The organism is Elusimicrobium simillimum, assembly GCF_049639735.1.
Classification (GTDB): domain Bacteria; phylum Elusimicrobiota; class Elusimicrobia; order Elusimicrobiales; family Elusimicrobiaceae; genus Elusimicrobium; species Elusimicrobium simillimum.
In genome coordinates, this window is the sequence record NZ_JBEVVA010000003.1 from 1,610,274 (window position 1) to 1,636,583 (window position 26,310).

General features: G+C 44.0%; 28 protein-coding genes. 8 read left to right on the plus strand and 20 right to left on the minus strand.

Features of this window, described 5'->3' with window-relative positions:
* Positions 1-19: 19 nt before the first annotated feature.
* The 7 genes from AAIR98_RS08235 to AAIR98_RS08265 form a co-directional block, all read right to left on the minus strand.
* Positions 20-769 (minus strand): hypothetical protein, encoded by a 750-nt coding sequence (locus AAIR98_RS08235; RefSeq protein WP_423971711.1) that lies wholly within the window; start codon positions 767-769, stop codon positions 20-22.
* A complete protein-coding gene (queF, locus tag AAIR98_RS08240; protein ID WP_423971712.1) occupies positions 766-1,170 on the minus strand; it encodes a preQ(1) synthase in 405 nt (134 codons plus the stop codon). The genes AAIR98_RS08235 and queF overlap by 4 nt, the downstream gene beginning before the upstream one ends.
* On the minus strand, positions 1,167-3,116 hold the full coding sequence (locus AAIR98_RS08245) for a heavy metal translocating P-type ATPase (RefSeq protein WP_423971713.1): 1,950 nt from the start codon (positions 3,114-3,116) through the stop codon (positions 1,167-1,169). The genes queF and AAIR98_RS08245 overlap by 4 nt, the downstream gene beginning before the upstream one ends.
* A gap of 10 nt (positions 3,117-3,126) precedes the next feature.
* Positions 3,127-4,116 (minus strand): tetratricopeptide repeat protein, encoded by a 990-nt coding sequence (locus AAIR98_RS08250; protein WP_423971714.1) that lies wholly within the window; start codon positions 4,114-4,116, stop codon positions 3,127-3,129.
* Entirely contained in the window at positions 4,113-4,613 is a 501-nt protein-coding gene (gene lspA / locus AAIR98_RS08255; protein WP_423971715.1) for a signal peptidase II, read from the minus strand. The genes AAIR98_RS08250 and lspA overlap by 4 nt, the downstream gene beginning before the upstream one ends.
* Positions 4,613-7,441 (minus strand): isoleucine--tRNA ligase, encoded by a 2,829-nt coding sequence (ileS, locus tag AAIR98_RS08260; RefSeq protein ID WP_423971716.1) that lies wholly within the window; start codon positions 7,439-7,441, stop codon positions 4,613-4,615. The genes lspA and ileS overlap by 1 nt, the downstream gene beginning before the upstream one ends.
* Before the next feature lie 119 nt (positions 7,442-7,560).
* A complete protein-coding gene (locus AAIR98_RS08265) occupies positions 7,561-8,055 on the minus strand; it encodes a pilin (protein WP_423971717.1) in 495 nt (164 codons plus the stop codon).
* A gap of 170 nt (positions 8,056-8,225) precedes the next feature.
* Between AAIR98_RS08265 and AAIR98_RS08270 the strand changes: the two genes are divergently transcribed.
* From AAIR98_RS08270 to AAIR98_RS08290, 5 genes are read left to right on the plus strand one after another with little or no spacing between them, the layout of a single operon-like run.
* Positions 8,226-9,620, plus strand: coding sequence for a YfcC family protein (locus tag AAIR98_RS08270; RefSeq protein ID WP_423971718.1), 1,395 nt, complete (start codon positions 8,226-8,228; stop codon positions 9,618-9,620).
* Between the two features lie 16 nt (positions 9,621-9,636).
* Positions 9,637-11,028 carry a YfcC family protein gene (locus AAIR98_RS08275; protein ID WP_423971719.1) on the plus strand — a complete coding sequence of 464 codons (1,392 nt, stop codon included), beginning with the start codon at positions 9,637-9,639 and terminating at the stop codon, positions 11,026-11,028.
* Positions 11,029-11,035: 7 nt separating this feature from the next.
* On the plus strand, positions 11,036-12,436 hold the full coding sequence (locus AAIR98_RS08280) for a sodium:solute symporter family protein (RefSeq protein WP_423971720.1): 1,401 nt from the start codon (positions 11,036-11,038) through the stop codon (positions 12,434-12,436).
* Positions 12,421-13,038, plus strand: coding sequence for a thiamine diphosphokinase (locus AAIR98_RS08285; protein WP_423971721.1), 618 nt, complete (start codon positions 12,421-12,423; stop codon positions 13,036-13,038). Before AAIR98_RS08280 ends, AAIR98_RS08285 begins: the two co-directional genes overlap by 16 nt.
* Before the next feature lie 12 nt (positions 13,039-13,050).
* Positions 13,051-13,527 (plus strand): hypothetical protein, encoded by a 477-nt coding sequence (locus tag AAIR98_RS08290; protein WP_423971722.1) that lies wholly within the window; start codon positions 13,051-13,053, stop codon positions 13,525-13,527.
* Here the strand turns inward: AAIR98_RS08290 and AAIR98_RS08295 are convergent.
* Both AAIR98_RS08295 and AAIR98_RS08300 read right to left on the minus strand, forming a co-directional pair.
* Complete coding sequence (locus tag AAIR98_RS08295; protein WP_423971723.1) at positions 13,502-13,759, minus strand: hypothetical protein; 258 nt, start codon at positions 13,757-13,759, stop codon at positions 13,502-13,504. The two genes, AAIR98_RS08290 and AAIR98_RS08295, sit on opposite strands and share 26 nt — an antisense overlap.
* Positions 13,756-14,583, minus strand: a complete 828-nt coding sequence (locus AAIR98_RS08300) for a sulfite exporter TauE/SafE family protein (RefSeq protein ID WP_423971724.1) — start codon at positions 14,581-14,583, stop codon at positions 13,756-13,758. The genes AAIR98_RS08295 and AAIR98_RS08300 overlap by 4 nt, the downstream gene beginning before the upstream one ends.
* A 127-nt stretch (positions 14,584-14,710) precedes the next feature.
* Here AAIR98_RS08300 and AAIR98_RS08305 point away from each other — a divergent pair, with 127 nt between their 5' ends.
* Positions 14,711-15,463, plus strand: coding sequence for a YebC/PmpR family DNA-binding transcriptional regulator (locus AAIR98_RS08305; protein ID WP_423971725.1), 753 nt, complete (start codon positions 14,711-14,713; stop codon positions 15,461-15,463).
* Between the two features lie 47 nt (positions 15,464-15,510).
* A complete protein-coding gene (gene ruvC / locus AAIR98_RS08310; RefSeq protein ID WP_423971726.1) occupies positions 15,511-16,071 on the plus strand; it encodes a crossover junction endodeoxyribonuclease RuvC in 561 nt (186 codons plus the stop codon).
* A gap of 54 nt (positions 16,072-16,125) precedes the next feature.
* On the opposite strand, the gene AAIR98_RS08315 is transcribed toward ruvC, so the two are convergent.
* The 8 genes from AAIR98_RS08315 to AAIR98_RS08350 all read right to left on the minus strand — a co-directional run bounded on the left by AAIR98_RS08315 (position 16,126) and on the right by AAIR98_RS08350 (position 21,581).
* A complete protein-coding gene (locus AAIR98_RS08315) occupies positions 16,126-16,560 on the minus strand; it encodes a type IV pilin protein (RefSeq protein WP_423971727.1) in 435 nt (144 codons plus the stop codon).
* 82 nt (positions 16,561-16,642) lie between these two features.
* Entirely contained in the window at positions 16,643-17,365 is a 723-nt protein-coding gene (locus tag AAIR98_RS08320) for an acyl-[acyl-carrier-protein] thioesterase (protein WP_423971728.1), read from the minus strand.
* Position 17,366: 1 nt separating this feature from the next.
* Entirely contained in the window at positions 17,367-18,902 is a 1,536-nt protein-coding gene (locus AAIR98_RS08325; protein ID WP_423971729.1) for a tetratricopeptide repeat protein, read from the minus strand.
* Complete coding sequence (rimI, locus tag AAIR98_RS08330; RefSeq protein WP_423971730.1) at positions 18,899-19,336, minus strand: ribosomal protein S18-alanine N-acetyltransferase; 438 nt, start codon at positions 19,334-19,336, stop codon at positions 18,899-18,901. The genes AAIR98_RS08325 and rimI overlap by 4 nt, the downstream gene beginning before the upstream one ends.
* Complete coding sequence (gene tsaB, locus AAIR98_RS08335) at positions 19,333-20,013, minus strand: tRNA (adenosine(37)-N6)-threonylcarbamoyltransferase complex dimerization subunit type 1 TsaB (protein WP_423971731.1); 681 nt, start codon at positions 20,011-20,013, stop codon at positions 19,333-19,335. Before tsaB ends, rimI begins: the two co-directional genes overlap by 4 nt.
* Positions 20,003-20,479 (minus strand): tRNA (adenosine(37)-N6)-threonylcarbamoyltransferase complex ATPase subunit type 1 TsaE, encoded by a 477-nt coding sequence (gene tsaE, locus AAIR98_RS08340; RefSeq protein WP_423971732.1) that lies wholly within the window; start codon positions 20,477-20,479, stop codon positions 20,003-20,005. The genes tsaB and tsaE overlap by 11 nt, the downstream gene beginning before the upstream one ends.
* Complete coding sequence (locus tag AAIR98_RS08345; protein WP_423971733.1) at positions 20,480-20,941, minus strand: glycogen-binding domain-containing protein; 462 nt, start codon at positions 20,939-20,941, stop codon at positions 20,480-20,482.
* The gene (locus AAIR98_RS08350; RefSeq protein ID WP_423971734.1) at positions 20,934-21,581 is read right to left on the minus strand and encodes a TatD family nuclease-associated radical SAM protein; all 648 of its coding nucleotides are present in this window, start codon (positions 21,579-21,581) and stop codon (positions 20,934-20,936) included. Before AAIR98_RS08350 ends, AAIR98_RS08345 begins: the two co-directional genes overlap by 8 nt.
* An 87-nt stretch (positions 21,582-21,668) precedes the next feature.
* Here AAIR98_RS08350 and AAIR98_RS08355 point away from each other — a divergent pair, with 87 nt between their 5' ends.
* The gene (locus AAIR98_RS08355; RefSeq protein ID WP_423971735.1) at positions 21,669-23,174 is read left to right on the plus strand and encodes a chloride channel protein; all 1,506 of its coding nucleotides are present in this window, start codon (positions 21,669-21,671) and stop codon (positions 23,172-23,174) included.
* 28 nt (positions 23,175-23,202) lie between these two features.
* Here the strand turns inward: AAIR98_RS08355 and AAIR98_RS08360 are convergent, their stop codons facing one another.
* The 3 genes from AAIR98_RS08360 to AAIR98_RS08370 are packed head-to-tail and all read right to left on the minus strand — an operon-like array spanning position 23,203 to position 26,301.
* On the minus strand, positions 23,203-24,414 hold the full coding sequence (locus AAIR98_RS08360) for an adenosine deaminase family protein (protein WP_423971736.1): 1,212 nt from the start codon (positions 24,412-24,414) through the stop codon (positions 23,203-23,205).
* A 1-nt stretch (position 24,415) separates the two neighbouring features.
* Positions 24,416-25,801, minus strand: coding sequence for a cysteine--tRNA ligase (gene cysS, locus AAIR98_RS08365; protein ID WP_423971737.1), 1,386 nt, complete (start codon positions 25,799-25,801; stop codon positions 24,416-24,418).
* Positions 25,801-26,301 (minus strand): hypothetical protein, encoded by a 501-nt coding sequence (locus AAIR98_RS08370; RefSeq protein ID WP_423971738.1) that lies wholly within the window; start codon positions 26,299-26,301, stop codon positions 25,801-25,803. Before AAIR98_RS08370 ends, cysS begins: the two co-directional genes overlap by 1 nt.
* Between the last annotated feature and the right edge of the window lie 9 nt (positions 26,302-26,310).

Consider the following 26,310-nt stretch of genomic DNA (forward strand, 5'->3'; position numbering starts at 1 on the left):
CTCTCATATTGCTTTTTATTTATAAGATTTGGTTTAAGGTAACAGTCTTTATATTTTTGCCAACCACCTTGTAGGTGTGGCTGTGGGTGCGTTTATCAAGGCCGAAAATATTTACCCTGAAGTCTATTATATCTTTGCCGTCTTCTTTCCTGCTTTCGGTAATTTCAAAAATATTATCCGGCAAATTACTTTTTGACTCCAACACAACAATGGCGTTTTTATTAAAATCGACCGCAGGGTATTTACCTTTGGCCGCCGTTTTAAATTTGTTATACTCCGCCGTGGTGCGTATTATTTTATAATCCACAGGCGCGGTAAGCATGCTTACGCTTCTGGTTTGGGCAAGCTCTTCGTCACCCGGCATCTCCGCAACAACCGCACTCTCGGACTGTTCATCGTTAAGCAGCGGGGTTTGGGGCACGGGCGTCATTTCTAAAGACTCTATATAAACGGGACGTAAACGTCTGTCTTCCTCATTTTCCGCTATCATCTCCATAAGGCTTTTGTTTTTCTCGGCCACGCCGTCAAAGTTTGTATTCTCAAAGGCGCTCGCCGTGCTTTCAGGTTCAAAGGGCAGGCTGTCGGGCTCAACCGCTTCCACCTCACCCGTAAAGGCGTACTGGCTGTTTTCAATATCGGCGGGCTCTTCCTCAAAGGTAATTATTGTGCCTTTAGGCTGTTTAGAATAATACACATAACTCACCGCCGCCGCTAAAGTAAGCAGCGATATTATAAAAAATACTAAACGGCCTTTAAGTTTTTTTGTCATTTTTTCTCGTATTTAGCCACTATTACGGAACGCAAGCCGCCCCTGGGCGTAAAGTCACCCGTGACAACGGCTTTCTTGGGGCTGCAGGCTTTGACTATATCGTCAAGCACTTTATTGGCTATGTTTTCCATAAATATGCCCATGTCTCTATACTCAAGAAAATAGTATTTTAAAGACTTTAGTTCAAGGCAAAGCTGGTCCGGCACATAGTCTATGGTTATAACGCCAAAATCAGGCAAACCCGTTTTGGGGCATACGGAGGAAAACTCCGGCAGTACTATTTTAATATCATAGTCCCTTTTATACTGGTTTTCCCAGCATTGAATGTCGGGCAAAACCGCGTCGGCGCCCTTTCTGGCATGGTCTTTGGTGTATCCAAAATCTATATCATTTTCGCTCATAATTTTATTTTAACTAACCTCGCTGAATTTAAAGTAACCAGCAGTATGCCGCCTAAACAAAACGATATTACGGTATACCACGGCGTAGAAGAAAATTCCAGCAAAAACACTACCAAAGCTATATTTACCAAAAACGCTATGACAATGTTTTGCAAAATGTTTAACCTTACAATATTAAATAATTTTAAAAGTAAATTAAGCGCGGAAAAGTCTTTCCTTTTTATAACAATATCCACCCAATTGGCGTGGGCGGAACTGGGTGAGTAAAACGCCACGCTTGTATCCGCCTCCAACATGGCTAAAATATCATTAAACCCGTCGCCCACCATTACTGTGGTTTTACCGTCTATGGCGCGTTTGCGTATCATGGCGGCCTTGGCTTCGGGCAGTACTGAAGAATGGTATTCCAACCCGCCAAGAATACCCGCTATATAAGAAACCGTTTTACTGCCGTCGCCGGAAATTAAAATAATTTCTTTACCAAGCGCTTTCAGGTTTTCCACCGTGGCGCCGGCGCCGTGGCGCAGTTCGTCCGACAATGTTATAAAACCTAAAAACTCTTTATTTCTGGCTACGCCTATGGTAATCTCGTTAGGTTGTACGGAGTCAATCTTTTTAAACTCTATTTTTTGTTCCGTAAACCAGGTTTCGTTACCTATTAATATAGTGTTTTTACCGCTTTTTACCATTACGCCCTGGCCGGGGTAAATTTCCATAGAATCTACTTTTTCCGGTGTTATCCCCTCATCCTTACAATATCTTTTTATGGCCTGGCTGTATGGGTCCTGCAAGTTTTTTTCCGCCGTGAGAGCGCTTTTAAGCAGCAGCATATTATTTTTGGCTTTTACCGGGTAAACCTTGGCCACGGCCAAAACGCCGTTTGTTAAAGTGCCTGTCTTGTCTAAATAAAGCACATCCGCATTTTTAAAAGTTTTTAAAGCCTGCAAATTTTGCACTTCTATACCGCGGCGCGCGGCCCCTTTTTTAGAGAAATAATCCGATAAAGAAAAAGAAACTATAAACGCGGACGGACAGCACATAGCCGCTAAAAACAAACCTATCCTTATATAATACTCAACATTATTTAAACCGTTTACGTATATATTATACCCCACAAACAGCACAATAGCCGCCATAAGCACCGCCGCCATATATTTGGCGTATATATCAAGCGGATTATAACTTAACCTCTTTTTAAGTTCGCTGTTTTTAAGGTTAGATATTACAAAGGCTATCTCACTTTGCGCAAGTACGCAAGACGCTTCAATAAAAATATCACCCGCTTTATTAGTAGTGCCGGCGTAAACATTATCCCCCTCTCTTTTAACGGCAAGTTCAGTGTTGCCTGTGATAATTGTTTCCTCTATATCGGTTTTGCCTTTAAGTATAAAACCGTCGGTTGGGATAACTTCGCCTTTTTTTACGTGCAGCACATCACCGCGTTTAATTTCCCCGGCGAATATTCTTACTTCTTTATCTTCTTTAACAAGCCTGGCGGATTTGGGCAGAAAATCCTGCATTTTATTTATAAAAGCCTTAGAAATTTCTGTGGAGCGGGCAAATGTGCTGTAAACATAGTTTATAAGACATACGTTAAGTATGCTAAACACAAACAAATTTGTTGTGCCGCCAAACACTTTAAAGTGCAACAGCAAGTTAACCAGGCCAAAACATAACGCCGACAATATTGAAAATGAGGCAAGCACGTTAAAAGTAAATTTTAAGTTTTTAATATCTTCATACGCGGCGTAAAATATGTGCCCGCCAAAAACAAGGCAGCCAAATACGGAAAGCAAAAATATGCTAAGCGGCACATTATGAAAATATTGCGATAAAATAACAAGCAGCAGAAATAAAAAAGATAATATAAACCTGATCCTGTAATAACTTACAGAAAGAAATCCGGACTTAGCGTGCGCAGGTGTTATATTATCTTCTTTTGTCATTTTAAATTAATTATAAAAATCTTCTTTCTACAACTCTTGCTCTGCCCTCGTCGGTAAGCATGGCTCTTATTTTAGCGTCGTAACGTCTGGCGTTGGCGGGGTCCATCTTTTTGGCTATGATATAATTGGCTGCCGCCTGCACGGCGTCTTCAATAGCGTAAACGTCGCCCATAAGTTCGTAAGTGGGCACAAAAACAGGGTCTAATTCTTTTGATTTGGTCAACTCGCTCAAAGCGGCCTCATAGTCGCCGTCTTTTAAGTACATTTCGCCAAGATAGTAATGCGCTAAAGGGTCGTTAGGGTTAAGTGCGACGGCTTGTTCAAAATTTTCCATAGCGTCGGCGTACATGTCCTGCATTTTAAGCGCGCGGCCTCTTTCAAGGTAGGCACGGCCATAGTCCGGGCGCAGCGCGAGCACGCGGCTGAAATCAAACGCGGCGCTAAGATAATCGCCTATATCATAATAATAAAGCCCGCGGTTAAAATACGCCAGCCAGCCTTCTGGATTAATTGAAATTGCTTTATGAAAATCATTATACGCCTTTATTCCTTCGCCAGCGTTATAGTAAGCGATACCTCGGTTAACTAAAGCGGAATAATAATTAGGCGCTAATCTAACGGCCTCGTTAAGATAAATAATAGCGTTAAAATATTTACGCTGGTCAATATAAAACGCGCCCAGGTTGTTTAACGCCTCTACGCTATAGGGGTTAATTTGAGCGGCTTTAATATAGTCTTTCTCAGCGTTGGCTATATGTTTTTTTCTATTTTCAAAATCTTTGTTTGAAAGGATATCATATACAATACCGCGGTTTGTGTAGGCGGCGTAGCTGTTTGGGTTAACTTTGATTATGGAGGAATACAAAGGCAGCGCTTTGCTGTACTGGCCTATGTCGGTATAATACCTGGCCTGTTTAAGTTTGGCTACCTCACTGTCTTTTTTACAACCTACGGCGAGTATGGCGCAGCATAATACTGTAAAAATTAATAACTTTCTCATTTTGCCTCCGCGTCCTTTTTAGGTTTATCTAAAAACATCGCCAGCGCCACTAACGCCGCGCCCACGCATATCGCGCTGTCCGCTACGTTAAACACCGGCCAGACCCTGAAATCAATAAAATCCACTACAAACCCTAACACAATTCTATCATAAAGATTACCAATTGCGCCGCCAAGAATCAATACCAGCCCCAACCACCCCAGCGGCGGCCTGAGCGCAGCAAGTTCTTTCCAGGATTTTAAAATAAAAACTATTACCACTATCATCATACCGGTTAACAGCAAATTGCCGTTTTGCAGTATGCCAAAAGCCATGCCCGTATTTTCAAGGTATGTCAGGTGAAAATACTTAAATATTTCCACGCTTTCCACCGGGCGCAAAAGGTCAAGCGCCAGCACTTTTGTAATACGGTCCAAAGCCACAAGTATAAGCAAAATAATTATTGTGGCTTTGTTGTTTTTAATTAAACTTTTTAATTTTGCCGATATACCGTGCATTAAGCGGCCTCTTGCGGCAAAATAACGCCCTCTTCTTCTAATACGCTGGCGCAGCGGGCGCAAAGCTCGGGGTATTTTGTGTTGGTGCCGATATCCGTTTTCCACTGCCAGCAGCGGGGGCATTTGGCGCCGTCGGCGTGCTGTACGGTTATATCTAGCGCTTCGCCGCCTGTTTTGTTTATTTCTACGGCGGATACTATGGCAATTTCCGGCCAAATATTTTTGTTTTCTTCTAAGAAAGCAAACTCCGCTTCTGCGGTTGTGGCAAATATTACTTTAGCTTCCAGAGAGGAGCCTATTAACCCAGCCGCCCTGGCTTCTTCTAATTTTTTAAGTATAACTTCGCGCACGTTTCTTATTTTGTCCCACTTGGCTTCCAGCTCCGCGTCACGTTTAACGCTGGACTCTTTGGGGAATGAGGATAAGAAAATACTTTCTTCCAAGTCTTTGCCGCACTCAATCTTTTTAAGTTCCTGCCAGGCTTCTTCCGTGGTGAAAGAAACTACAGGCGCTAAAAATTTAAGCAAAACAAGCAGTATCTCATAAAGCGCGTTTTGCGCGCTGCGTCTTGACTTGGCATTGGTGCCTATTGTGTACAGGCGGTCTTTGGAAGCGTCCAACATAAAGGAAGACAAATCCAAAATACAAAAGTCTAACAAAGCGCGTACCACACGCCTAAACTCGTAGGTATTGTAAGCGGCGCGGGCCTCGTCTATTAAAGCGCCGAGTTTGCTTAACATATAGCGGTCCATCTCGGTCATTTCTTCAGGTGCCATTTTATGTTTTTTAGGGTCAAAATCAAATAAGCTGCCCATAGCGTATCTTAACGTGTTTCTAAACTTGCGGTAAGAGTCAACGGGGCCGCCTAAAATTTCGTCCGATATTCTGATATCGTCGTGGTAGTCACTCAGGCTGACCCACAAGCGCAAAATATCCGCGCCGTATTTGTCAAAAACTTCGTGCGGCTCAACACTGTTGCCAAGGGATTTATGCATAGCCTTGCCCTCTTGGTCCAGCACAAAGCCGTGCGTGGAAATAGCTTTAAAGGGTGACTGCCCCTCCAGCGCCACAGACGGTATAAGTGAGGTTTGAAACCAGCCTCTGTGCTGGTCGGACCCTTCGGAGTACAGGTCTGCGGGATATTTAAGGCCGCGGTCAAGCAGCACGGCTTTCCAAGAACAGCCGGCGTCTAACCAAACGTCTAAAATATCTTTTTCTTTCTTAAAGTTTTTGCCGCCGCATTTGCAGGTGTAGCCGGCCGGTAAAATTTGATCATTAGGCAAATCAAACCAGAAATCTCCGCCTAATCTTAAGGCCATTTCTTTTATATGGGCAAAAAGCTTGGCGTCTATTTGTTCTTTACCGCAGTCTTCGCAGTAGAAAATTGTTGTGGGCGTGCCCCAGAATCTCTGGCGGGTTAAACACCAGTCGGGCCTGTTACGCACCATGCTTGTTATACGCTCTCTGCCGGCCTCGGGGTAGAACTTTACGCCCGCAAGCGCGTCGGTAAGTTTACCTCTTAAGCCTTGGCCGTCAATTGACAGGAACCATTGCTCGGTTGTTCTAAATATGATGGGCTGCTTACATCTCCAGCAATGCGGATAGCTGTGTGTGATATTTTCTTGTTTTATAAGGTTGCCAAGCTGCTGTAAACGTTCAACAATTTTCATATTGGCTTTAAAAACATGCTCGCCCGCGCATGCGCCGGCTTCTTTAGTGTAAACACCTTTTTCGTCGACAGGGCAGAAGATGTCCAACTTCCAGTTAAGACCCGCGTGGAAGTCGTCCTCGCCATGGCCGGGCGCTATGTGCACTATACCTACGCCTGTGTCCATAGCTACAAAGTCTGTCCATATGACGGGGTTAAGCTCGCCCGTAAGCGGGTGCTTGTATTTAACGCCAACCAGCTCTTCACCGGCAAACGTATCTTCTTTAGTTACGTCCATATTACAAATTTGTATAAATGTATCAGCCAGCTTCTCTGCCACTATATAGTATTCGCCCGTTTTATTGTCTTTAAGGAATATATATTGCTCGTCCTTATTAACGGCGGCGGCTTTGTTGGCGGGTATCGTCCACGGGGTTGTGGTCCATACTACTAAAGAGGCGTTGTCGTGGCCTTTAAATGTGTCGGCCAAGTTAAAACGCAGGTATATTGAGACGGAAACTTTATCTTTATACTCTGTCTCAGCGTCGGCCAAAGCGGTTTCGCAGGTGGGGCACCAGGAAATTGTTTTTTTACCCCTGTACGCCATACCCTTTTCAACAAAGTCTAAAAATACGCTTATAATATTGCCCTCAAAACGCGGGGCCATGGTGGAATAATAATTTTCAAAATCACCCTGCACGCCAAGACGTTTAAAGCCGTCTTTCTGTAAGCCTATAAATTTACCGGCAAACTCACGCGCTTGTGCGCGGAATTTGGCCACGTCGGCCTCTTCTTTAATGCTTTTTTTGTCTATTTTAAGCTCTTTCATTAAAGCTGTTTCTATAGGCAACCCGTGGCAGTCCCAGCCCGGTATATACGGGGCTTGGTAACCGTCCATCGTGCGGCTTTTAATAACAATATCTTTTAAAGTTTTGTCCAGCGCGTGGCCTATGTGTATGCGGCCGTTGGCGTATGGCGGGCCATCGTGCAGCATAAATACGGGTGCGCCTTCACGCAGTTTAAGCATTTTTTCATAAAGCTTCATATCATCCCAAAACTGCACAAATTTAGGTTCTTTTTGCACCAGACCCGCTCTCATGGGAAATTCTGTTTTAGGAAGTAAAACTGTTGTGGAATATTTGTTATTATTATTTTTGTTTTTATTGTTATTATCAGCCATATAATGTTCCTTAAAAGATATGTATATATATTATACAAAAATGCGCCGGTTAAAAGTGTGCCGTGATACGTTAAAAAACCCCCGGTTACGTCCCAGGGGTTTTTTAGATTTAAATATTTTTAGCAGGTAAAACAAGATGCCGTATAATCTATACCCAGCGCTTTACATAATGACTTTGCGTCATCTTCAGATAAATTATCGTTTATACAACCGCAGCTCTGTGAACACATAAGCTTGGAGTTGCCATCGTCGTCCGGCTGGTAACCTATGTTAAGCTCGCCCTGTGAGCCTAAATAAAAAGCGGCTGGCGCGGCAAGGTTGTAGTTAACCTCAAACGTATACTGAAAGTTTTTTGTTTTAGCGGTATATGAATCCACTATTGTACCGGGGATTTCAACGTCAAGGTTGTTAAAGTTTCTGCAATGGTCCGCGTCGTCGTTATTTGCCATCATGCAAATATCAGCGGCTCTTTTAATTGCGGGAAGTACTGTAAGCGGTTCGGCAAACCTGCTTTTTAATACCGCTTTATTATACTGCGGCAGCGCTATGGCCGCCAATATACCTATTATCAAAACTACTACCAAAAGTTCAATTAATGTAAAACCCTTTTTCATAAGTTTCTCCTTTTAAGAATGTTTTTTAATTATAATACAGTACAAGCAAAAAGGCAAGCTTTTATAGGTCTTTTTTATTTACAAAGCCGGGCTGCAAAATAGTAAAATATAGCATTGTAATTTTTGCTGTTAAATTCATGAAAGATAGAGAGGTTAGTCACTAAACAAAAATGGAAAAACTGAAACTTAACACATATTTGCTGGTTTTTGGAATATTAATATTTACAGCGGCATTGTCATGGGTTGTCCCGGCGGGACACTTTGACAGGGTGGAAAAAGACGGCAGGACCTTAACCATAGCAGGTTCCTACCATAGCGTTGAAAAGTCCGGGCAGGGCGTGCAGGATATTTTGCTTGCCCCTATAAAAGGCTTTCAGGCTTGCTCAGACATTATTATTTTTATTTTAGTAATAGGCGCGGTTTTTACAATTATAGAACGCACCGGCACCGTTAATATTATCATTCAGAATATAAGCTACTTTTTTTCTAACCGCCAGCATCTTAAAAAGCTTTTTATTCCTGTGTGCATGTTTTCGTTTTCCATTTGCGGGGCGCTGTTTGGCATGGAGGAGGAAACAATTATTTTTGTTCCCATCTTTATACCGCTGGCACTCTCTCTTGGTTACGATACTATAGTAGGTATGGCTGTGCCGTTTTTGGGCGCGTTCGCGGGTTTTTGCTCGGCATTTTTAAACCCTTTTACCGTAGGCATAGCGCAAAAAATAGCGGAACTACCCATATACTCCGGCTGGGGTTACAGGGTAATAGTATGGCTTATAGCCACCAGCATAGTTACCATATATGTAAGCCGCTACGGCGCGAAAATACTTAAAAACCCGTCTAAAAGCATTACCTATACTACTGACCTCGAAAAACGCGCCGAACTTAAAATTGTCAACGACATTGAAGTTGGCAAACCCAAAATAAAATTTGGGCACAAAGCCGTAATAGCTATTTTTATAGCGGGGTTGGTAGGCGTGGTAGCGGGCGTAACATACTACGGCTGGTATATAGATGAAATTGCCGCCATGTTCCTGCTTATAGGTATACTGTGCGCCATATTCGGCCGCATGGGCGTGACTGAAACAACTGACGCTATTATAGACGGCATGAAGAACATGATTTCCGTTTGTTTGCTTATCACTTTAGCCCGCTCTATTATTATAGTAGCTACCGACGGCAATATTTTAGACACGTTTTTAAACTGGATGGCCATGGCCATTGGCGCGTTACCCTCGTGGTTAGCGGCGCAGGCTATGTTTATATTCCAGACGATACTAAACTTTTTTATAGCCTCGGGCTCCGGGCAGGCGGTGCTTACTATGCCTATTATGGCGCCTTTGGCTGATCTTGTGGGAGTATCAAGGCAGACTGCCGTATTGGCGTACCAGTTTGGCGAGGGCTGGGGTAATCCGATTATTCCTACCGCCCCCGTTACGGTGGCTGTGCTTGCTATAGCGGGCATAAGCTGGACCAAATGGTTAAAATGGTTTTGGAAGTTAGAGCTTATACTTATAATAATGTCTATGCTTTTGTTAATCCCGCCATTTTTTATAGGATGGTAATTTAGGTTGGTAATTAATGAATAAAGGCCTGCAATTAAATATTTACGCGCTTATCTTTGGTATCACTATTATAATGGCAGCACTCACCTGGGTGCTGCCCGCAGGCTCTTACGACCGTGTGGAACGCGACGGCAGATCTTACACGGTTGCCGGCACATACCACAGCGTTGAGCGCAGCGGGCAAGGCATTGCCGACATTTTGCAAGCGCCAATTAAAGGTTTTACCCAGTGCGCCGAAATTATTATTTTTATTTTTATAACAGGCGCCATTTTTACAATTATCGAACGCACCGGAACAATAAGCTCTATTATTAATAATACAGCTTATTTTTTTGCCAATAATCCAAAGTTAAAAGTACTTTTTATACCTGTGTGTATGTTTATCTTTTCCGTAGGCGGCGCCATATTTGGCATGGAAGAGGAAACTCTTATTTTTATACCCGTTTTTATACCGCTGGCATTGTCTTTGGGTTATGACAGCGTGGTGGGTGTAAGCATACCGTTTTTAGGCGCGTGGGCGGGGTTTTGTTCGGCCTTTATGAACCCGTTTACTGTTGGTATTTCTCAAAACATCGCCCAGCTGCCGCTGTACAGCGGCATGGGATACCGTGTGCTGGTGTGGTTTATATGCACAAGCGTTATTGTGGCTTTTGTAGCCTGGTACGGCGAGAAGGTAAGGAAACACCCTAAAAAAAGTATTACTTACCAAGATGACCTTAAGAAAAAAGAAAGCCTTAATATGCATGAGTTTAAAACTAAACCAGCTTTTAGCGCGCGCCATAAAATTGTGGCGGTTGTGTTCGCGCTGTCTATGTGCTTTTTGGTTTACGGCGTGGCCAGGCTGGGGTGGTATATTACGGAAATTGGCGCGCTGTTTTTAGGCTGCGGCATAATATGCGCCGCTATAGGCAAGCTGCCGCTTAACAAAACTACCGACGCTATTATACAGGGCGCCGGCACCATGATTGGCGTGGCCATAATGCTGGCGTTGGCGCGCGGTATTGTTGTGGTGGCCGGGCAGGGTAATATACTTGATACAATTTTAAATTTCATCGCTTTGCTTATAGGCAAACTGCACCCGCTGCTTGCTTTGCAAGGTATGTTTGTATCACACACAATAATAAACTTTTTTATAGCATCCGGCTCGGGCCAGTCTGTACTTACCATGCCTATTATGATACCGCTAGGTGATATTATAGGCCTCTCACGCCAGGCCGTTATTTTGGCGTACCAGTTTGGCGAAGGCTGGACTAACGCCATTATCCCCACCGCCCCCGTCACAATTGCGGCCATAGGCATGGCCGGCATAAGCTGGATACGCTGGGCAAAATGGATTTTAGTTTTGCAGGTAATATTATTTTTTGTATCAATGCTGTTACTTATACCACCGTTTTTATCGGGCTGGTAGGGGTTTTATGCAGTCAAGTTTAGTTGTTTACAATTATCTTTCGCCGTTAGATTGGGTAGTATTCGCGTTTATCCTTATAATTACTTTTGGCGCCGCAATTTACGGGCACCGCATAAAAGAAAAGGGCAAAGGCGGCGTGCTTGAGTATATGTTGATGGGGCGCAAACTTACATTGCCCATGTTTGTGGCCACGCTTACCGCCACATGGTACGGCGGCATATTTGGCGTTAATGAAATTACCTTTAACTACGGCATACATAATTTTCTAATACAAGGCGTTTTTTGGTATATCGCGTATATCATATTCGCCTTTTTTATTGTCAAAAAAATCTACTCTTATAACTCAGTTACACTGCCAGAGCTTACGGGTAAAATGTTTGGCCCCAAATCAGCTAAGACCGCCGCAGTGTTTACATTTTTTTATATTTTACCGGTAGCTTACGTGTTAAGCATAGGCATGTTTTTAAACATGGTGCTTGGCGTAAGCACGCTTACGGGCATGATACTGGGCGCGTTGTTTACATGCTGTTACAGCGCCTGGGGCGGGTTTAGGGCGGTGGTATTTTCTGAGATAGTGCAGTTTGTTGTTATGTGCGTTGCGGTGCTGGTTGTTGTGCTGTTTTCGCTCTATACTTTTGGCGGCACGCAGTTTTTATTTGATAATTTGCCGCAGTCACATTTTTCGCTTACAGGCGGCAATACCGTGGCCAATACTTTGATATGGGGTTTTATAGCGCTGGCTACTTTGGTTGACCCCAGTTTTTACCAACGCTGCTTTGCCGCCAATTCTGCGGGGACGGCAAAAAAAGGTATTTTGATTTCCACCGTTATCTGGATTTGCTTTGACATCTGCACCACGCTTGGCGCGCTTTACGCGCGCGCCGTACTGCCGGACAGCCAGCCAGCGCACGCTTACTTTTTTTACTCTGTGCAGCTGCTGCCTATTGGCTTGAAAGGCTTTTTTGTAGCGGGTATTTTGGCGATTATTCTTTCAACTTTGGACTCTTTTATGTTCATAGCTTCTAACACTTTAAGCTATGACTTTTTAAGAAATAAATTTAAAAACGTAATACTAACCAACCGCGTAGCCATGTTTGTTGTAAGCGGGTTTTCTATAGTAATAGCCATACTTTTAGACGGCAGTTTCAAAACTATTTGGCTGACGCTGGGCTCGTACATGTCTGCGTGCATGCTGATACCGCTGGTATCGGGCTATATTTGGCCCGGTAAAATAACTGATAAAGTTTTTTGTGTTTCCGCCGTAACTTCAGCTTTAATGATGACGCTGTGGGCCGCAACACCTAAGTACCATTTTGAGTTGGACGGGTTTTATATAGGGCTGTTAACTAGTATAATTATTTTATCAACATCACTTTTAGTGAGAAAATATAAATGCGTAAAACCTTAATTATATGTAACGGCGCTAAAGAACCCGCCGCATATCTGCGTGAACTGGCCCAAAAACACTTTGTAATATGTGTGGACGGCGGAGCCAATATAGCCGCCGCTTCCGGCGTTACGCCTGATATAATTGTGGGCGATTTGGACTCTGTTACCGCAGCCACAAAGCGCAAATTTGCCAAAGTGAAAATGATAAAAATATCCCGCCAGGATAATACGGATTTTGAAAAAGCGTTAGACTACGCTAAAAAATTAAAACTGAAAGATATCACCATAGTATGCGCCACAGGCAAAAGGCTGGATTTTACGCTCAGTAACCTCTACTCGTCTTTCAAATATCTTTCTAAAATGAAAATCAGTTTTGTGGGGCGCGGCTGGGCAATTTACCCAACAAACAAGACAACAAAATTTAAGTGTACACCGGATAAACGCGTCAGCCTTATTCCCGCTACAGACTGCAGCGGCATAACTCTGGTTAACTTAAAATTCCCGCTTACTAATGTTACGCTTGGCGCTACCCAAACGCTTACGCTTAGCAATAGTACCGTAAAGCGCAGTTTTGAGGTTAAAATTAAGCGCGGCGGCCTGTTTGTCTATCTTGAAAAATGATAATATACTTATATGAAGTTAATTAAATTTTTACTTTTAATTATAATTTTTGCCATGGGCGTATATGTGGGCAATGTTTATTTGCCGCAGAAAGGGGCGTCCATAGCTACCGCTATATCCGCGCCAACGCTGGACAGTTACGGCGTTAACGTGGATGACTTTACCGCAGAGAATGCCGCCAAAGTTATGCAAGACCACCAGAACGCCGTAATAACAGGCAAATTAACAAAAGAAGAGCAAGAAGCGTGGGCCAAATTTATAAGCGAGGTTATAAGGTACCAAGACTACAGAATTAAACGTTTCCGCTATTTGTCTGAAATGGCAAAAGTTAACGCAAACTCCCCCACTACATCGGAATACAACAAAGCGGCGGCGGAATATAACACCGCTAAAAAATCTTTAGAAGACTACTTTGCCGCGCAAAAGCCGCAACAACCGGCAGCGGAACCTGCGGCAGAAGAAGTTACTTCAGAAACAAAAACTCAATAGCAATCATACATAAAAGTACGGCGGATATAGCCGCAAAGCGGTATGTTTTTGTTTGGGTAAAACCGTATATTTCGGCCACCAGCCTGGCAGGCGGCAGCATGATAAGCACGCCCATGGCGGCTTTGCCCCAAAACCCGCCGAATATAAGGTACAGCACGGCAAGAACAATAACCAGCGTAAGCCCGCATAAAAGTAAATAGTAAATATATGTTTTTAATTGTTTATCTTTCATAAGCTAAATATCATTCTGCCGGCCACAAACAGCATAAGGCAGCCAAATAAAATTTCCACATAAATAGATTTTATTCTTAACAGCACATTCATACCAACGTACGCGCCCGCTAGTATGCCCAGTATCATAATAATAGTAACGTCTTCCACTATATAACCTTTTTTAAAGTAAAGTATACTGCCCGCGCACGCCGTCAGCCCCAGCTTATAACTGCTGGTGCCGCTGGCAACTTTAATAGGCGCCTTGCAAACATTTGTTATAAGCGGCACGTTTATCACCCCGCCGCCTATGCCCAGAGTGGAGGATAAAAAACCTGAAAATATTGAGAGCGGCACAGCGTAGCGTAAGTTTTGCGCTTCATACCGCACGGTTTTGCCGGTGGCTTTGTCGCGGTAGGAATCGGCAAAAACGCCGTCTGTGTTAGCGCAAGCGTATATAGTTTGCTTAGCGCCTATAAAATTTTTAAAAGGGTTTTTAAGCATGCTGATTGCCATTGCCACGGCGACTGCGGCAAAAGCTATTTTTATTACGCCTATAGGCATAGCGCCCACAACGGCCGAGCCTATTATAGCGCCAAGTATAGAAGGTATTTCCAGCATTTTAGACAGGCGTATGCTTATCATGCCCGTTCTTATTTTTGCCATGGTGGACATCATGGACGACGCCACCACCGTCATAAGCGAGCACGCTATAGCCTGGTGCAGCGGTATGCCAAAGCCAAAGTGCAGTATGGGCACAACAAAAATGCCCCCGCCTATGCCAAACATACTGCCCACAAGGCCCACCAAAAAACCTAACGGTAAAAGCGTCCAAAGTTCTGTCATGTATATATGATATCAAAAGGAAAAGAGTAAACCATATGCATTTTTTTGCTAAAATAATTAAGAACAGTCAGGCTGAACATGCGCCTGCACACCAAGTTAACCAAATTTAAAACAAGGAGTTCCTGATATGGGTGGACATTCACATTGGGCAGGTATTAAACATAAAAAAGCGATTTTAGATTCTAAGAGAGGCAAAATATTCACAAGAATTATCAGAGAAATTACCATAGCCGCTAAAATGGGCGGCGGTAAAATAGAAGATAACCCGAGACTGCGTAAAGCCGTTGAAGACGCCAAAGCGGCAAACATGCCGGCCGACAATGTTAAACGCGCTATCATGAAAGGTACCGGCCAGCTGGAGGGCGCCTCTTACGAAGAAATTACGTACGAAGGTTACGGTCCGGGCTCAATAGCCGTTATTGTTGAGTGCACCACAGACAACAAAAACCGCACATTCTCAGAAGTACGCAAAATTTTTACAAGCCGCGGCGGCAGCATTGGCACAACAGGCTGCGTGTCTTATATGTTTAAAAAGAAAGGCCTTATAATAGTAAGCAAAGAGGCCATGAGTGAAGACGACCTGATGAACGCCGCGCTTGAAGCCGGCGCGGATGATGTAAAAACAGAAGGCGATTCTTACCAAATTTTTACCGCGCCTGAAAGCCTGGACTTAGTTAAAAAGGCACTGGAAGAAAAAAATATCAAAGTAGAATCCGCCAATTTAACCATGATACCGGACACGGAAACTGAAATCACGGACCCTAACGTAGCGCAATCCATAATGAAAATGATGGACGAGCTGGACGACCATGACGACACAAAAGACGTTTACTCTAACTATAACATACCCGATGAAATTATGGAGAAGTTAAACGTTTAAATTTAAATTTTAAGGCTGGCTAACACCCAGCCTTTTTGATATAAAATATGACACAAAAAATACGTGTAATGGGCATAGACCCCGGGTTAGACAGAACAGGCTGGGCCATATTGGAACGCGGCGACGGGGCCGCATTGTCCTTAATTGCCTGCGGGTTGGTGCATACCTCTAAAGAATTGGGGCTGCCCGCGCGCCTGGAATATATTTTTAATGAAATAGGCAAACTGGTAGAACACTACACCCCCCAACACGCCGCCATGGAAGAAATGTTTTTTTTAAAACGCGCCATAACTGTTAGCCAAACTATACAAACGCGCGGCGTAATATTGCTGGCGGCGCATATGAAAGGCGTGGACATAAACTCCTACAGCCCCAAAAAAGTTAAAAGCATAATCTGCGGCAGCGGCACAGCCGACAAAGCGCAGGTGCAGCGCATGGTACAGTTAACTTTAAAGCTGGACAAAAAGCCTGAACCTGACGACGTGGCAGACGCTATCGCCATTGCCATATGCCACCTTAAAACAGCACCCTTAAAAGATAAAATAAACCTGCAGGCGCAGTTTCTGGCAAAAATAGCGGAAGCTAAAAAACAGCAGTTAAAGAAATAATTTTAAAATAAAAAATCCCCGGTTGAAAAACTGGGGATTTTTTATTTTATTATATTAATTTAAAATACACCAATTGGTATCTTCTGTTTTGCATCCTAAATTGCGGCACAGCTTTAATCTTCTTTCAACTTGGTCATGCCTGCAAACCCAAACATCTTTAAGCCCTGTACTATTTTGAAGATATAATTCTAATTTCGGACCATTTTTAGAACTAACAGCAAATATAAAATTTTTATTATCAGAAATTCCATATGTGTAATTTTGAGATACCGGGATTTCTATGTCCAACTCTTCAAGTGTTGTGTAAGCCGCGTGTGTCATATAATAAATTTCCTGCGCATTTGATAATGAACGTAAGTTTGTTTGAGCTTCCGCCAGACGCGATTTATCCACCGCACGTGTATACTGCGGTAAGGCTATAGCCGCCAGAATTCCTATAATGAGCACAACAACCAAAAGTTCAATTAAAGTAAACCCATATTTTTTCATATACAACTCCTTTGCAAAACACTATTAGTTATTAGATTAAAAAAACAAAAGCTATCAATTCTTTTATGGAAAAATCAAGTCTTTAGGCCCATTCAGATATTACTCTTACAACTTCCTTGCCGTCTTCTCGCACAAGTTCGTGAAAGTAAACGCCGTTGCCTGTATCGTAAATTTTGGCTATGACTTTGTCTCCGTCCACACATTCCTGCTTAAAAATTATTTTGTAGTTTTTAAGCGTTTTTTCGGCGCGGATATTGGCGGGCATAGATTCCATAGCCCAGGCCATATAGTGTGTGTTGTTAACATGGCCGTTAATATCAATATCCTCAAGGCGCACGGCAAACTCTTTTACCGCCACAGGCTCTAAACCCTCGGGCAGTTTGGCTTTAAAGTTGCCCTCTTCAAGCACAAAATCAGGGTTTTCTTTATTTCTCTGAAGTAAAAATTCAGGCGTGCGGGTAATTTTGCGGGTGTTTAAATCTAAAATAATCCACCAGGTGGAGCCCTTCATTAAAACATTGCCGTCTTTATCTTTTATTTCAAACTCTCTGCGGCTGGTAATTTTGTCTGAAAAAGCGTGCCAGGTTTGTATGGTAACAGCGTCTTTGCCGCTGTACTTTTTACCCATTTCCATTTGCATGCGTACTATGGCCCAGGCTATGCCCTCTTCGCGGCCAAAGTTAAGATTATGCGCGTCTACCCCGGCCGCTTCCTGAAAATAATTACACAGGCTGTGCGGCGGCAAACTGCCGTCTAAGGCAAGTTCATAATATCTGGGTAAAAACTCTAATGTTGTTTTGCTCATACTACGCCCCCTTTTTATTATTCTTTTTTATATCTTTTTCAAATTTTGTTTTGTCTGACACATCAAAATATTCTTTGGCTTTATTGTAATTGCCCATCTCATAATAAAGCACGCCAATGTGGCCCGCTATCTCACCGTCCTGTCCGGCAGCGTTATACGCTTTAAGTAAATATTCTTCCGCCTTAGTATAGTTTTTTACTTTTACGTAATACCAGCCTAAAGAGTCCAGCGCCGCAATATCGTCAGGAGCGATAGCAAGCGAGCGTTCTATATAACCGCGCGCTTCTTCAAGTTTTTTATTTTGCTCAAGCAAAGCGTAACCCAGCGAGTTTAAGGCCACGGCGTTATCAGGGTTTATCTTAAGCACTTCACGCATTTGGCGTTCAAACTCTCTGTAATTACCCATGCGCTCGAGCGATACGCCGTACATAAGGCGCGCTTTTTCATACGACGGGCTTTGCTTTAAAATCTCTTTAAATATTTTTACAGCATCTTTATGGTTATGCAAATCCTGCAAGGCTACCGCGTAAAAATAACCTATTTCCACGCTTTTGCCCGATGTGCCGTATGCCTCGGCCAAAATGTCCACGGCTTTTTGCAGGGCACCCATGCGGGCCGCGTAAAAGGCCGCCCTTAACTGAAAGTCCGCGTTGGTTGCGTAGTTAGATGCCGCCTGTAAATATTTAATAGACGCACCGTAGTTCTGCTCATCCTCCGCGATAGCGGCCATAAATTGGTTGGCCATTATGTGCCCCGGGTCAGACGATAAAATTTTTTCAAAATACTTTTTTGCCGCAGGAATATTTTTTAAAATAATTTCTATTGTACCTATGCTTTGGTAGGTGGCGTTATCCGCCTCGCCCAGTTCCTCAAGCATTTTATATTCTTTTAAAGCCTTTTCCATTTGCCCGGTTGTCTCGTATATTTTAGCGCGGGCAAGGTAGGCAGGTTTGTAAAGGTTATCTGCCGCCGTCGCTCTGTTATACATATTAATGGCGTGTTCAACCTCGCCTTTACGCAGGTACGCGCCGCCGCATTCCTGGTAAATGCCGGGGGCCAGCTGCGGCATGCGCTTTGCGGTATCCGTCATAAGCTTGATGCCTTTGTCAAAGTCCATCATATAAAGCATTTGAAAGTATCTTACTACTATTCTGATATCGTCAGGCTCGGCCGCTATGGCAAGTTCATAGTAGTGTCCGGCCTCTTTCAAGCTGCCCTCAGTACGCAAATAATCTGCGTATGTGGTAAGAGAGAAAACATCGTCGTAGGCGGCGACTTCTTTAGCAAGCTCGGCGTAATCTTTTTGCGCGTTAACGCCAAGCGCGGTGTATAAAATAAGAGTTTTAAGGTAGTGCGACTCGGGGTAGTCTTTAAGCGTTTTATTAAAAAACTCTAAAGACATTTTGGGGTTACCATCCATCTCATAAATAACGCCGGTAAGAAAATTTAAATAAAAGTCCTGCCCCATCTGCGGTTCTTGCTCCGCATAGGCTGACAACGCTAAACATGTAAATAATATTATTAAAAACTTTTTCATAAAAATTTTTCCATTAAAAGGGCATTTTCGGTACCGTTATAAAAATTTTCTCTCTGCCCGATAGTTTTAAAACCGTTTTTGGCGTAAATATTTACGGCTTTAGCATTGTGCTCGTTTACTTCAAGCGTTACGCGTTTAAATTTTCTGTGTTTAAGTTCTTTAAAAAGTTCTTTTATAAGCGCTGTGCCTACGCCGTTGCCCTCGGCGTTTTTATCCACGGCAAAGTTAAGCAACTCCCCCTCCGGCACAACACCGCGAAAGCAGATAAAACCAACCACACCTTCAGACATACACGCAACCAATACGCAGGAAAATTTATTAGCTATTTCAGCCAGCAACCCCGCCTCGCCCCAGCGGGCGCTGCAAGGCTGAGTGGCCTCAATCTCGGCTAAATCGCCGGCGTCTGTAACGGCGGCCGCCCTTACTTTAATCATTTGCCTAACTCAAAGCGAGCGGGTTTTAGGTAAAGCGGTTCCAGCGTGTCCTGCGCGAATTGTGAAGCTTCGGCAATTTCCGCCAAACCTTTTGCGCTTACGCCGCAAAGTTTTTTGCTGCCCAAAGTATATTTTGTGCCAACCAGTAAACCGTCTAAATATGAGCGGTCTTTATCAAAACCTATTACAAAAAGCGGGTACCGGTACTTATCCATATAAGCAAACAAATCCTCTTTGGTAAACCACTGCGGGGCGGAGCCGTCAAAAATTTGTATAAAATATTCCTCTCTAAAAGCGTGCAGCACTACCGCCATCATACCCGCCGGGTTTGCCTTTTGCCATGTCTTAAATTCTTTTGATTTTACGGCGGTAAAACGCAGCGTTTCAAACATAGTGGCGCCGGCCGCCTCCGCCCCAACAAGGCTGCGCAGCATGCTGGCAAGCGTAAGGCCTATTCTTATACCCGTAAACCTGCCCGGGCCGCGCACATAAAAAACTTTGTTAACATCGCCCAGCTGCGCCCCCGCTTTAGCCAAAACTTTTTTTATTGTGGGGAATAAATATTCCTCCTGCTTAATGCCTGATTTTCTGGCGGAAAAAGTTTTACCGTTTTTTGTAACGGTAACCAGTAAGGGTGACGCTGTTGTGTCTAAAGCTAAAATTATATTATCTTTCATTTTCAACCTGTTTAATAAAATTGTCTAATTGTGTTTTAGCGCCGGCGCCTTTGGCGGTAAGTTCTATTATTCTATTATCGCCCTCTTGTAAAACAAAGTTCATTTCTATACGGGGTGAGTTTATTAAATTTGCTATCGGGTCCGGCCACTCGGCCACTATTATGGCGTCTTCCGCCTCCAGCATTTCTTCAAAGCCGAGGTTGAACATTTCGTTCTCTTCCAGCCTGAAAAGGTCTACGTGAAACAGCCTTTTGCCTTTGCCTTTATATTCCTTCATTATGCTAAAGCTGGCGCTAACAGGCGAACCTTTTAGCCCAAGGCTTTTAGCTAAAGCTTTAACAAAAATCGTCTTACCCGCGCCTATGGGGCCGCGCAAAAAAATTATTTCCCCGCCCTCTAGCCCCCGCGCCATTATTTGGGCCAGGTGCTCTGTACGGCTAGGGCTGTCAGTAGTTATTTTATACATTTACTTAACCGTTTTTATATTTACTTTTCTGCCGTTAAATTCTATTATATCGCTGTTCACAGGGTCCAGCACTTCTTTATCGTCAACTAAAAAAACGTATTTGTAGTCCCCCGCCGCTAATGCGACGGAGGTATCAAAATAACCTTTATTATAAGGCGTTAAAATTATGGGCGTTTTGCCAAAATCATTAAAATCCGCCAGCAGCTCAACTTTTTTAGCGCCGGGCGCGGTTAAGAAAAACTTTCTAAATTTTATCTCTGTATCTACAGGCGTTGGCTTGGGCGTTTTTTTAAGCGGGGTTATTTCAACTTTTTCACCTGGTACGGCGGTAACTTCTTTATGATAGTCCTGCGCGGCCAACAAAAGACCAAAAAGACATGCCGCCAATAACAACAGCGACATTATCATCGGAGTTATATTATCCTTTTTATCTTCCGGTTTTTGCTCTTTATGCTTAGTCATTGTTATCCAAAAACTCTCTTATATAAAACTCCGCGCCTAAATCTTCTACAAACTGTTCCATTTTGGCAGTATCCACGCCAAGGCCGCCAACGGTAGACACAACCACACGGTCAAAATTGCCCACGCAGTCTTTAATAAACTGTACAACGCTGTTAAAGCCGTCTTCATAGCCTTTGGCGGGGCAGACCAACTTAACCCACTGTCCAGGGTCCGCCGTGTTAAGGCTGATGTAAATTTGGTTTATTCTGCCCTTAAGCTCCGGCACTATATTTCTGCCCCAGATGTGGCTGCCAAGACCAACGGTATTAAGGCGGGTAATCATATTAGGTATACGCCCGGATGCCATATCGGCGTGCAAGGTATCGCAAATTTCAAGCATTTCAGGCAGGCGCATGGTGGACTCGCCATAGCCGCAAAATACTATTTGCTCGGCCGGGGCTTCTTTAAGCCCGGCGTAGATAAGGTCCAAAACCTCTTTAGCCGACGGTTCTTTACCCGCTAAGTTAAGGTTATAGCCGCCAAACTGCATTGCCCACTTGGTTTTTATGCAAAAAGAGCACAAGTTAGGGCACCTGTTGGTCAGGTTTATATAAAGGGAGTTTTTAAAACGGTATACTATAGAAATATCTTTTGGTTCCATAACTTTTATTATAGCTTTTTGGCACCGCGGTTAACACCCCGTTTAAACAAATTTTTAATACTTTCGACAATTTTGTAATATATACATATGTTTAAAGATCAAACGGGAATGTTTTTAAATATTCTTAAGTGGTTTATACTATCTACCATAATAGGCATTATAGTAGGCATTGCCGACGCGCTGTTCCTTACCCTTTTGGACGCCAGCACCGCTAGTGTCAGCCGTGTGCCGCTATACTTTGTAGGGCTGCCGCTGGTGCTGTGGGTAACGTCACTGCTGGCGCGTAAGGTGGCAGCTAAACATACAGATTTTTCTACAGACGCCGCTATTAATAAAATTAATGCGCATAAGCCGGTCTCATTAATTTCCACACTAAAAGCGTTTTTCCTGCCGATTATAACAATAACAGGTGGCGGCAGCGCCGGTAAAGAAGCCCCTTGCGCCGACGTTGGCGCTGGCCTGGCATCTATGCTGGCCGCGGGGCTGCGCTTAAACGCCGAGGACAGGCGCAAACTTATGATATGCGGCGTAAGCGCTGGGTTTGCGGGCGTATTTGGCGTGCCGATATCGGGCGCGATATTCGGGCTGGAAGTACTGTGGGTAGGTTATATTTTTTATGAAGTTATGTTCCCCGCTTTTGTGGCCGGTATTACCGCCTACCAGGTAACCAGCTACCTTGGCGTGGAATATGTGTACCACCCTATCACCGTTATACCTGTGTTTACGGAAGGCTTTTTTCTCAAGGTGCTTTTCGCGGGTATATTCTTTGGGTTAATGTCGCTTTTATTTATTGAACTTATGAAGTTTTTTAGAACTGTGTTCAGGTTTATTTCTTTTAAATTTTCTATGTTCTGGCGCGCGTTTTCGGGCGGTGTTATACTTGTGTTAATAGGGTTGCTTGTTTCCCCCGAATACCTGGGCCTGGGCATGGATACTACCAACGATATTTTGCACGGGGCGGAGCCGACATTCGCGATGGGCTCTTTATTTAAAATGCTTACCACAGCCATCACGTTTTCAGCAGGCGGCGTGGGCGGCATAGTAACGCCGATATTTTTTATAGGCTCGCAGGCGGGCGCGGTGCTGTCCGCATTTTTAGAGGTTGACCCGCGTACCATGGCCGCGCTTGGCGTTGTGGCCGTGCTTGCGGGCACCACAAACGCGCCGCTGGCGGCCAGCATTATGGCAATAGAACTGTTTGGCCCGCAGATTGCGCCGTACGCCGCCGTATGCTGCGTGATAAGCTTTTTAATGACGGGGCAACGCAGTATTTTTATAAAGCAAAAAGTTTCTTTCAGTAAGAATATGGACGCCAACCCCGCCGAACTTACCAAGGCCCGCCACAGTATGCCCGTTACAAGAGGCTCGCTAATTAAGCTGGCCAGGCACTTAATACCGCAAGAAGAAAAACCCGGCAAAAAGAAGAAAACAAAGGTTGCGCACCAACAATCCCAAAAGCCAAACATTACTCCGCAAGAAGTTCAGGAACCCGTGGACAGAAGCCCATTTGCGGTGTTTAAACATCTATTCCCAAATTTCAGAGAAAAAGAAGATAATAATAAAAATAACACAAACAAAAACAACCCCGGTTAACCCGGGGTTGTTTTTGTTAGAAAAAATTCTACTTCTTATATTCTTGTTCCACTCTGTTATACTTTTGTACGGCGGCTTTTACAAACGCTCGTTTATCATTATATGAACCCGGGAAAAACGCGCCTTTAAAACCCGCTATAATAATATTTCTAAACTCTCTTGGCGAAAGTTTAATATTATCCGTAAGCAGTTTAACTTCTTTAGATATTGTAGTGTTAGAAATAAGGCGGTTATCCGTACATATACTGACGGAAAGGCCGCGCTTAATCATCTCTTTAATAGGATGTGACGCTATATCTTTAATGGCGGGGTTTGTCTGCCAATTGCTGGTTAAACAAACCTCTACGCCTATACGTTCGCTGGCTATGTAGCTGGCCAAATCTTCAATATATCTTCTGCGGTCGGTTACTTTTTTGTCCATAATCATATCTTTGGCAAAAAGGAATGTGCCGTGGCCTATGCGGTTGGCGTGGCAGTCCGTAATGGCCTGAAATATTGATTCCGGCCCGTAAGCCTCGCCTGCGTGAACGGTTTTTCTTATAAAATTTTCATGCACCAGCTGGTATGCTTTCATGTGCACTTCGGCAGGGTACCCCGCCTCCTGCCCGGCAAGGTCAAAGCCTACTATGGGCAAGCGTTCCGTTTTAACAAGCCTTACTACCGTTCTGGCAAGCTCCATAGACGCGGCGGCAAAAACTTCGTCCTGCGGCGCGTGTGAAAGTGTGTTTAAAAGACGGCGGTAATACGGTGACATATTTTCATTAAAGCTTCTCATGGCGCAGGCTATTATGCCAAAATAAAATTTGATGTCTTCGCCCGAGGCAACGGCTTTAGTTTTATTATGCTCATCGGCCGCTTTTTGCAGGCCTTTTATAACCGCTCTCAGCGCGTCCTCGCTGGTCATGTTTGTTGTGTGCAGCTGCGGGGCAAAGCGCACTTCTATATAACGCACGCCGTCTTCAATATTATCCTGCGCCAGTTCATAGGAAATACGTTCAATATTTTCTTTGCTCTGCATTACAAGAGTTGTGTAATTAAACCCCTGCAAATATTCCACAAGGCTGCTGTACTTTTCTTTAAAAACTTTTTTTCTCAGGCCGTCTTCGCTGTAGGCGGGCAAAGTTATTTTGTCTTTTTTTGCCAACTCTATAAGCGTGCTTAGGCGTATTGAACCGTCTAAATGCAAGTGTAAATCCGTCTTAGGAAGTTTTTTTATTAATTCTATATCCATTATGGGCATATTATTTTGCCTCCAATACTTGGCCTTGGGGCGTGTCTTTTACTACAAAACCCAGGGCGGCAAGTTGATCACGCAATTCATCGGACTTTTTAAAATCTTTGTTTTTGCGGGCGTCGGCGCGGGCGTCAAGCAATGCTTGAATGCCGGCCGGTATATTAAGCGGTTTTTCTTCTTCTATTTTAAGTAAATCTAAACCGAGTATTTTATCCGCTTCTTTAAGAAATTCTCTTTTAGTATGGTCATTTGTTGGTGATTTAAAAGACTCCCATACTACGGCAAGCGCTTTGGCGGTGTTCAGATCGTCACGTACGGCCGCCATAAATTTATCTTTTAAATCTTTGTAGCCGGGTTTGTCAAAATCCCCCTCATCAGTAAGCGCTTTGATACGTTCTTTAAGCGTTTTAAGGCTGGTGCGGGCAAAGTCTAAACTTTCAAAAGTAAATTCAAGCTGGGTTCTATAATGCGCGCCCAGGCACAAGTAGCGGTAGTCAAGCGGGCTGTAACCGCGCTCTTTAAGCGCGTCTATTGTTAAAAATGTACCGTCTGACTTAGACATTTTGCCGGCGCGTAAAACCAAAAACTCGCCGTGTACCCAGCAGCGTACGTAGGGCTTGCCGGTGGCGGCCTCGCTCTGCGCTATTTCATTGCTGTGGTGTACGGCCACGTGGTCCACGCCGCCGCAGTGTATGTCAATTGTAGGGCCCAAATATTTCATGGCCATGGCGGAACATTCTATGTGCCAGCCGGGGAACCCCACGCCCCACGGGCTGTCCCATTCCATTTGCCTTGTGCTGTCTTTTGGTGAAAACTTCCATAAAGCAAAATCGCTGGGATTTCGTTTTTCTGTATTAAACTCTACACGCGCGCCGCTTTTAAGGCCGCTTATGTGCGCGTGCCCGACTAAGCCGTGGTAATTAGGAAATTTAGACGTATCATAATAAATACCGTCTGAGGTTTTGTAGGTATAACCCTTTTGCTCAAGCACTTGTACAAGCGCTATCATATCATCAATATGCTTGCTGGCGTGGCTGGTTATGCTGGGGCGGGTGCAGTTAAGCGCGTCAAAATCTTCAAAAAACTTTTTCTCGTAAAATTTGGCTATGTCCCAGGCGCTTTTGCCCTCGCGCGCGGCGCCAAGTTCCATCTTGTCCTCGCCACTGTCGGCGTCTGAGGTTAAATGGCCTACGTCCGTTATATTTATAACGTGCTTAACGGGCATTTCCGTGCGTAAGGTGCGTACTAAAAAATCTTCAAAAATATATGTGCGTAAATTGCCTATGTGCGCGTAGTTGTATACAGTAGGGCCGCAGGCGTACAGCGTAGCCCCGCTGTTGTGTAAGGGTACAAACTCTTCTTTCTCTTTTGTAAAAGTGTTGTAAAGCAGCATTAAAGCTTGGCCTCTTCAATAGCTAAAGCGTATTCAGAGCGTAAAGATTTAAAAAATAAATCACAGGCAACTTGCCCAATATCGTCGGCGCTTTCCTGGCTGAGCATGCACTGCACTTCCATATCTGAAAACGGGTTAATTGTGCCCGCAAGTGACATAGCGTATGTAAAACCAACCGGGTTGTACGCCCTTTTAGCGTCAATGTAAGCCTTGTCTAAGCTTTGCATAAAAACTTTCATGTGCGCTTCGCTGGCTTTTCTGCCAAGCGGTATTTTCTTGCTGGCTACGGTTACAACCGCGTCGCCGTATGCGGCCTGTGAGCTGTAGCGTGACTCGCCAACAAAATCTTCTTCTTCACTGCCTTGGTAGTCCGTATCTGTGGTAGGTACGCCGGCGTATTGGGAATAGTCTATACCGGAACGTCTGGTAACGTCGGTAGAACTGCCGCCGCACGCAAATATAAATGCAACTAAAGCTAAAAGTAAAATACTTCTTTTCATAACAACTAC

What these genes read in the sequence shown, in the direction of transcription:
- AAIR98_RS08280 (WP_423971720.1), top strand. Translation starts at nt 11,036, where the DNA reads ATGCAGTCAAGTTTAGTTGTTTACAATTATCTTTCGCCGTTAGATTGG.
- AAIR98_RS08320 (WP_423971728.1), bottom strand. Translation starts at nt 17,365, where the DNA reads ATGAGCAAAACAACATTAGAGTTTTTACCCAGATATTATGAACTTGCC.
- ruvC (WP_423971726.1), top strand. Translation starts at nt 15,511, where the DNA reads ATGACACAAAAAATACGTGTAATGGGCATAGACCCCGGGTTAGACAGA.
- AAIR98_RS08285 (WP_423971721.1), top strand. Translation starts at nt 12,421, where the DNA reads ATGCGTAAAACCTTAATTATATGTAACGGCGCTAAAGAACCCGCCGCA.
- tsaE (WP_423971732.1), bottom strand. Translation starts at nt 20,479, where the DNA reads ATGTATAAAATAACTACTGACAGCCCTAGCCGTACAGAGCACCTGGCC.
- AAIR98_RS08290 (WP_423971722.1), top strand. Translation starts at nt 13,051, where the DNA reads ATGAAGTTAATTAAATTTTTACTTTTAATTATAATTTTTGCCATGGGC.
- rimI (WP_423971730.1), bottom strand. Translation starts at nt 19,336, where the DNA reads ATGATTAAAGTAAGGGCGGCCGCCGTTACAGACGCCGGCGATTTAGCC.
- AAIR98_RS08345 (WP_423971733.1), bottom strand. Translation starts at nt 20,941, where the DNA reads ATGACTAAGCATAAAGAGCAAAAACCGGAAGATAAAAAGGATAATATA.
- AAIR98_RS08235 (WP_423971711.1), bottom strand. Translation starts at nt 769, where the DNA reads ATGACAAAAAAACTTAAAGGCCGTTTAGTATTTTTTATAATATCGCTG.
- AAIR98_RS08245 (WP_423971713.1), bottom strand. Translation starts at nt 3,116, where the DNA reads ATGACAAAAGAAGATAATATAACACCTGCGCACGCTAAGTCCGGATTT.
- queF (WP_423971712.1), bottom strand. Translation starts at nt 1,170, where the DNA reads ATGAGCGAAAATGATATAGATTTTGGATACACCAAAGACCATGCCAGA.
- AAIR98_RS08275 (WP_423971719.1), top strand. Translation starts at nt 9,637, where the DNA reads ATGAATAAAGGCCTGCAATTAAATATTTACGCGCTTATCTTTGGTATC.
- AAIR98_RS08325 (WP_423971729.1), bottom strand. Translation starts at nt 18,902, where the DNA reads ATGAAAAAGTTTTTAATAATATTATTTACATGTTTAGCGTTGTCAGCC.
- tsaB (WP_423971731.1), bottom strand. Translation starts at nt 20,013, where the DNA reads ATGAAAGATAATATAATTTTAGCTTTAGACACAACAGCGTCACCCTTA.
- AAIR98_RS08355 (WP_423971735.1), top strand. Translation starts at nt 21,669, where the DNA reads ATGTTTAAAGATCAAACGGGAATGTTTTTAAATATTCTTAAGTGGTTT.
- AAIR98_RS08265 (WP_423971717.1), bottom strand. Translation starts at nt 8,055, where the DNA reads ATGAAAAAGGGTTTTACATTAATTGAACTTTTGGTAGTAGTTTTGATA.
- AAIR98_RS08305 (WP_423971725.1), top strand. Translation starts at nt 14,711, where the DNA reads ATGGGTGGACATTCACATTGGGCAGGTATTAAACATAAAAAAGCGATT.
- AAIR98_RS08295 (WP_423971723.1), bottom strand. Translation starts at nt 13,759, where the DNA reads ATGAAAGATAAACAATTAAAAACATATATTTACTATTTACTTTTATGC.
- AAIR98_RS08315 (WP_423971727.1), bottom strand. Translation starts at nt 16,560, where the DNA reads ATGAAAAAATATGGGTTTACTTTAATTGAACTTTTGGTTGTTGTGCTC.
- AAIR98_RS08370 (WP_423971738.1), bottom strand. Translation starts at nt 26,301, where the DNA reads ATGAAAAGAAGTATTTTACTTTTAGCTTTAGTTGCATTTATATTTGCG.
- AAIR98_RS08360 (WP_423971736.1), bottom strand. Translation starts at nt 24,414, where the DNA reads ATGCCCATAATGGATATAGAATTAATAAAAAAACTTCCTAAGACGGAT.
- ileS (WP_423971716.1), bottom strand. Translation starts at nt 7,441, where the DNA reads ATGGCTGATAATAACAATAAAAACAAAAATAATAATAACAAATATTCC.
- AAIR98_RS08250 (WP_423971714.1), bottom strand. Translation starts at nt 4,116, where the DNA reads ATGAGAAAGTTATTAATTTTTACAGTATTATGCTGCGCCATACTCGCC.
- lspA (WP_423971715.1), bottom strand. Translation starts at nt 4,613, where the DNA reads ATGCACGGTATATCGGCAAAATTAAAAAGTTTAATTAAAAACAACAAA.
- AAIR98_RS08350 (WP_423971734.1), bottom strand. Translation starts at nt 21,581, where the DNA reads ATGGAACCAAAAGATATTTCTATAGTATACCGTTTTAAAAACTCCCTT.
- AAIR98_RS08300 (WP_423971724.1), bottom strand. Translation starts at nt 14,583, where the DNA reads ATGACAGAACTTTGGACGCTTTTACCGTTAGGTTTTTTGGTGGGCCTT.
- cysS (WP_423971737.1), bottom strand. Translation starts at nt 25,801, where the DNA reads ATGCTGCTTTACAACACTTTTACAAAAGAGAAAGAAGAGTTTGTACCC.
- AAIR98_RS08270 (WP_423971718.1), top strand. Translation starts at nt 8,226, where the DNA reads ATGGAAAAACTGAAACTTAACACATATTTGCTGGTTTTTGGAATATTA.